This is a genomic window from Streptomyces torulosus, from assembly GCF_001419765.1.
GTDB lineage: Bacteria > Actinomycetota > Actinomycetes > Streptomycetales > Streptomycetaceae > Streptomyces > Streptomyces torulosus.
In genome coordinates this window covers 1-5302 of the sequence record NZ_LIRK01000582.1, presented here as the reverse complement: position 1 = coordinate 5302, position 5302 = coordinate 1, and the positions used below count along the sequence as shown (strand labels likewise).

The window sequence follows — 5302 nt, the reverse complement described above, 5'->3', positions numbered from 1 at the left end:
TCCGGCTCCGCGTCGGCCGCCCCGGCCTCCGTCCCGGCCGCCGACGACTTCAACGGGGACGGCTACGCCGACCTGGTCGTCGGCGCGCCGAGCGCGACGGTGTCCGGCAAGGCGAAGGCCGGGTACGTGGCCGTGACGTACGGCTCGTCCACGGGGCTGTCGACGGCGAAGAAGAAGATCGTCAGCCGTTCGACCACCGGGATCCCCGGGGCCGCCACCGAGAAACAGCTGTTCGGCGCCTCGTTCACCAAGGCCGACCTGGACCGCGACGGCTACGGCGACCTGGTGATCGCGGGCGGCAAGGAGGGCTCGGTGATCCTGTGGGGTTCCGCGTCCGGCCTGACCGGCGGCACGGGCATCGCGTACGGGGCCGTGCCCCAGGCGGGTGACTTCGACGGCGACGGCACGACCGACCTGGCGCTGTTCTCCGCGCAGCGGGTGAGCGGCGACGACCCGTCGGGCGCCCCGGCCGCGCTGTGGAAGGGCCCGATCAAGCGCGACGGCAAGCCCACCGCCGTACTCCCGCTCCTCGACAGGTCGCTGTGGTGGGGCTGGTCCGAGGAGGACGCCTCCTGCGAGACGGGCGGCGGCTGCGAGAACGGCCCCGCGTCGATCACCGGCCCGATCCGCTCCGGCGAGGTCGGCGACTTCAACCGCGACGGCCGCGACGACATCCTGCAGATGACCTACACCGGCGACGGCACCTGGGGACACCGTCTGCTCCTGGGCGGCGGCGCGACGGGCTTCACCCGGGGCGACACGTCCGGCGTCCGCGGCGGCGAGGACAGCGGCATCGGCGCCGGGGACGTGAACGGCGACGGCTACGACGACGTGGTGACCGGCGGCGAGAAGGCCCACATCGCCTACGGCTCGGCGGCCGGCCTCACCGACGCGAACGCCCACGACGTCGACCAGGACCTGCCGGGCTTCCCGGGCGCCCAGGAGGAAGGCGACCACGTCGGCTCCGCCGTGTCCGTCGCGGACGTGACGGGCGACGGTTACGCGGACGTCGCGCTCGGCATCGAGGGCGAGGATGTCGGCAGCGTCACCGACGCCGGCTCGGTCGCCCTGCTCCACGGCAGCGCCGCCGGCCTCACCGGCGCCGGTGCGCAGGTCTTCCACCAGAACACGGCGGGTGTCCCCGGAGTGGCCGAGGCGAACGACCAGTTCGGCGCCACGACCGCGCTGCTCGACGTCGACGGCGACGGCCACCGCGACCTGGCCGCCGCGTCCACCGCCGAGAACGCCTCCAACGGCGCCGTCTGGCTCCTGCGCGGCACCGCGTCGGGCCTCACCACGAAGTCCGCCCTCGCCTTCGGCCCGAAGGACCTCGCGGCCCCGTACACGAACGCCCTGTTCGGCAGCTTCCTGCGCTGACCGTCCGCGCGCGGGGGCAGGGACCCCAAGGCCGAGTGTGGGCTTCCCGCCACCTACGCCGGTACGTGCGTGGGCGCGAACATCCGCAGCACCGCCGGAAGCACCACCACCCAAGGCCCTGGCGCGGCAAGGGCCTTGGCCAAGTCCTCCGCGAGCGTCTCCGGGCTCGTCCGTACGCCCGGCACCCCGAACGACTCCGCCAGCGCCACGAAGTCCGGACGGGTCAGCTCCGTGCCCGTGGTCTCGCCGAACGCGTCCGTCATGTACTCGCGGAGGATGCCGTAGCCGCCGTCGTCGACGATCAGCCACGTGACGTTCAGGTCGTACTGCCGGGCCGTGGCCAGCTCGGCGACGGAGTACAGCGCGCCGCCGTCGCCGGAGACCGCGAGGACGGGGGACGTGGGGTCGGCGACGGCCGCGCCGAGGGCCGCCGGGAAGGCGTACCCGAGGCCGCCGGAACCCTGCGCGGAGTGCATCGTGTTGGCGCCCCGCGGATCGAACGCCGACCACGCCCAGTACGCGAGGATCGTCATGTCCCAGAAGGAGGGCGCCCGGGACGGCAGGGCCCGGCGGATGGACGCCAACAGGTCCTGTTCCAGGGTGAGTTCCTGGCCGTCGATGCGTGCGCGGACCTTCGCCAGGACCTCCCGCACCCGCTCGGGCGCCGACGCGTCCTCGCGGGGCTCCTCGATCGTCTCCAGCAGCGCCTGCAACGCGAGCCGCGCGTCCGCGTGGATGCCCAGCGCGGGATGGTTCGACTCCAGCTTGCCGAGGTCCGCCTCGATCTGGACGACCCGGCCGCGCGGCTTGAACGTGTGGTAGTTCGAGGAGAGTTCACCGAGACCCGAGCCGACCACCAGCAGGACGTCCGCGTCCTCCAGGAAGTCCGTGGTGTGCCGGTCCTCCAGCCACGACTGGAGCGACAGCGGATGCGTCCACGGGAAGGCGCCCTTGCCGCCGAACGTGGTCACGACCGGCGCCGACAGCCGCTCCGCCAGCTGCCGCAACTTGCCCGCCGCGTCCGCCCGTACGACTCCCCCGCCCGCGATGATCGCCGGGCGGGCGGCGGTCGCCAGCAGATGGGCCGCCACGGCCGTCAGTTCGGGGCGCGGCGGGAGCTCCTCGGGGAAGGCGTCGCCGCCCGTCACCACCGGGATCATCGTCTCGGCGAGCAGCACGTCCTGCGGGATCTCCACCCACACCGGGCCGTGCGGGGCGGTCAGCGCCGACTCCCAGGCGGCGGCGATCGCCGACGGGATCTGCGACTGCGCACGGACGGTGTGGACGGACTTGACGACGCCCCGGAACGAGGCCGACTGGTCGGGGAGTTCGTGCAAAAAGCCGTGGCGGCCGCCGCCCAGGCCGGCCGTCGGGATCTGGCTGCTGACGGCGAGGACGGGGGCGGAGGCCGCCGCGGCCTCCTGGAGCGCGGCCAGCGAGGTCAGCGCGCCGGGGCCCGTCGACAGCAGCAGCGGCGCGGCCTCGCCGGTGATCCGGCCGTACGCGTCCGCCGCGAACCCCGCGTTGTTCTCCACGCGCAGGCCGACGTACCGCAGGTCGGAGCGGCGCAGCGCGTCGAAAAGCCCGAGAGCGTGCTGGCCGGGCAGCCCGAACACCGTCGTCGCGCCGAGCCCGGCCAGCGTCTCCACGACCAGGTCCCCGCCGGTGCGGCCGGGCGGAGGGTTCAGCGCGGCCTCCCGCTGGGCGGCCGTCGGGCGGAGTACCAGGTCGTGGTCGTGGGTCACTGCGCTGCCTTCTCCTCGTGGTCCCTGCCGCGGATCACCCGACCGGGTTCCCCCCGCGGGCGTCGGCGATCTGGCGGGACATGATCGTGGTGAGTTCGTACGCCGTGTGCGAGGCGGCCACCGCGGTGATCTCGGCGTGATCGTACGCGGGCGCCACCTCGACGACATCGGCGGAGACCAGGTTGCAGGAGGCCAGGCCGCGCAGGATCTCCAGGAGCTCCCGCGAGGTCATGCCGCCCGCCTCCGGGGTGCCGGTGCCGGGGGCGTGCGCCGGGTCGAGGCAGTCGATGTCGATGGAGATGTACAGCGGGCGGTCGCCGATGCGCTGGCGGAGCTGGTCGGCGACCTCGTCCGCGCCGCGCCGGTAGATGTCGGCGGACGTGACGATCCCGAAGCCCATCTTCTCGTCGTCGGTGAGGTCCTGCTTGCCGTACAGCGGGCCGCGGGTGCCCACGTGGGAGAGGGCCGAGGTGTCGAGGATGCCCTCCTCCACGGCCCGCCGGAACGGGGTGCCGTGGGTGTACTCGGCGCCGAAGTAGGTGTCCCAGGTGTCGAGGTGCGCGTCGAAGTGGAGCAGCGCGACCGGGCCGTGCTTCTTGGCGACGGAGCGGAGCAGCGGCAGCGCGATGGTGTGGTCGCCGCCGAGGGTCATCAGCCGGGCCCCGCTGTCGAGCAGCTCGTCGGCGGCCGCCTCGACGGTCTCCACGGCCTCGTTGATGTTGAACGGGTTGGCGGCGATGTCACCGGCGTCCGCGACCTGGGCGAGGGCGAACGGGGAGGCGTCCTGGGCCGGGTTGTAGGGGCGCAGCAGCCGGGACGCCTCACGGATGGCGTTGCCGCCGAAGCGGGCGCCCGGCCGGTAGGAGACACCCGAGTCGAACGGCACGCCCACGACCGCGACGTCGGCCCGTCCGCCGACCTCGTCCAGGCGCGGCAGCCGGGCGAAGGTCGCGGGGCCGGCGTACCGGGGGATGCGGGAGGAGTCGACGGGACCGCGGGGCCGGCCGCCGGCTGCCGGGTTCTCGTTGCTGCTCATGGTGCGTGCTCTCCAGGAGGTGGATGCCGGTACGGGCGGACAGATACCGGTACGTGCGGGTGGGTGCGGGTGCGCGCGGGTGCGTGCCTCGACAGTAGGTGGCCGGGAAGCGGCTGCGAAGTGTACGTTTCATCCACTGGAGCCGTTCCGGATGGAGGGAACGCACATCATGTCGGACGCGGCGGTCCCGGCCGTGCCGCCCACCCCTGCCGTGCCCCTCGCCGCCCTCCTCGCCCGCGAGGACCTGGGGCTGCGGCAGATCGCGGGCCCGACCGGCAGCGGCACGGTGATCCACGGGGCGCACACCTCGGAGCTGTCCGACCCCCATCCGTACCTGCTCGGCGGTGAGCTGCTGCTGACGGCGGGCGTGCACATCCCGGAGCCCGCGGCGGGGGCGGACGCCCGAGGGGCCACGGCAGGGGCGCCCACCCCTGAGGCCGCCGGGTCCGGCGCGTACTTCGACGCCTACGTCTCCCGGATCGTCGCGGCGGGCGGCGCGGCCCTCGGCTTCGGCCTCGCCCCGGTCCACGACACGGTCCCGAGGGCCCTGGTGGCCGCCTGCGACACCCACGGGCTGCCCCTGGTCGAGGTCCCGCCGCGCACGACGTTCTCCGGGGTCGCCCGGGCGGTCTGGCAGCTGATGGCCCGGGCGAGACACGCCGAACTCCGCCGCGTCACGGAGGCCCAGCAGAGCCTCGCCGCAGCCGCGTCCCGCCCGGACCCGGTCCGAGCGGTCCTGCGCCAACTGGCCCGCCGTATCGAAGGCCGCGCGGTCCTGTACGGCCCGGAGGGCACGGAACTGGCGGCCTTCGGACGCGTGCCGGAAGGCGCACGACCGGCGACCTCGGACCGCGCCCCGGAGGAGACGGTCGCACAGGCCCTGGCCGCCCTGGCAGCCGTCGTGCACCCCGTCGCCGCCAGGGGCGCGGGGAACTGCGCGACCAGCCACAACGCACCCGCAGCCGCCCCGTCACAGCAACCCCCCGAGCTCTCACCGCGCACCCTCACCCCCACCTCCGCCACGGACACGGTCGACGGCACCCACCTCACCGCCCACGCCCTCGGCTCACCACCCCGCTTCGCCCTCGCCGTCGCCCCCCCCCACCGCGACCCCGGCACCCACACGATCACCTCCGTCGCCGCC

Annotated in this window: 4 protein-coding genes; 2 read left to right on the top strand and 2 right to left on the bottom strand. The window is 74.4% G+C overall.

Translation table 11 applies throughout. The features are described 5' to 3' along the window. Positions 1 to 1377, top strand: a 1377-nt coding sequence (locus AOK23_RS34070; protein WP_055716399.1) for a VCBS repeat-containing protein, incomplete at its 5' end; no start/stop codon positions are given. Between the two features lie 53 nt (positions 1378 to 1430). Here the strand turns inward: AOK23_RS34070 and AOK23_RS34065 are convergent. Then, complete coding sequence (locus AOK23_RS34065) at positions 1431 to 3122, bottom strand: thiamine pyrophosphate-binding protein (RefSeq protein ID WP_055716398.1); 1692 nt, start codon at positions 3120 to 3122, stop codon at positions 1431 to 1433. A 34-nt stretch (positions 3123 to 3156) separates the two neighbouring features. Then, positions 3157 to 4158 (bottom strand): agmatinase, encoded by a 1002-nt coding sequence (gene speB, locus AOK23_RS34060; protein WP_055716397.1) that lies wholly within the window; start codon positions 4156 to 4158, stop codon positions 3157 to 3159. A gap of 151 nt (positions 4159 to 4309) precedes the next feature. Between speB and AOK23_RS34055 the strand changes: the two genes are divergently transcribed. After that, the coding region (locus AOK23_RS34055; protein WP_169800363.1) for a PucR family transcriptional regulator ligand-binding domain-containing protein at positions 4310 to 5302 on the top strand (993 nt) is incomplete at its 3' end.

What these genes read in the sequence shown, in the direction of transcription:
- speB (WP_055716397.1), bottom strand. Translation starts at nt 4,158, where the DNA reads ATGAGCAGCAACGAGAACCCGGCAGCCGGCGGCCGGCCCCGCGGTCCC.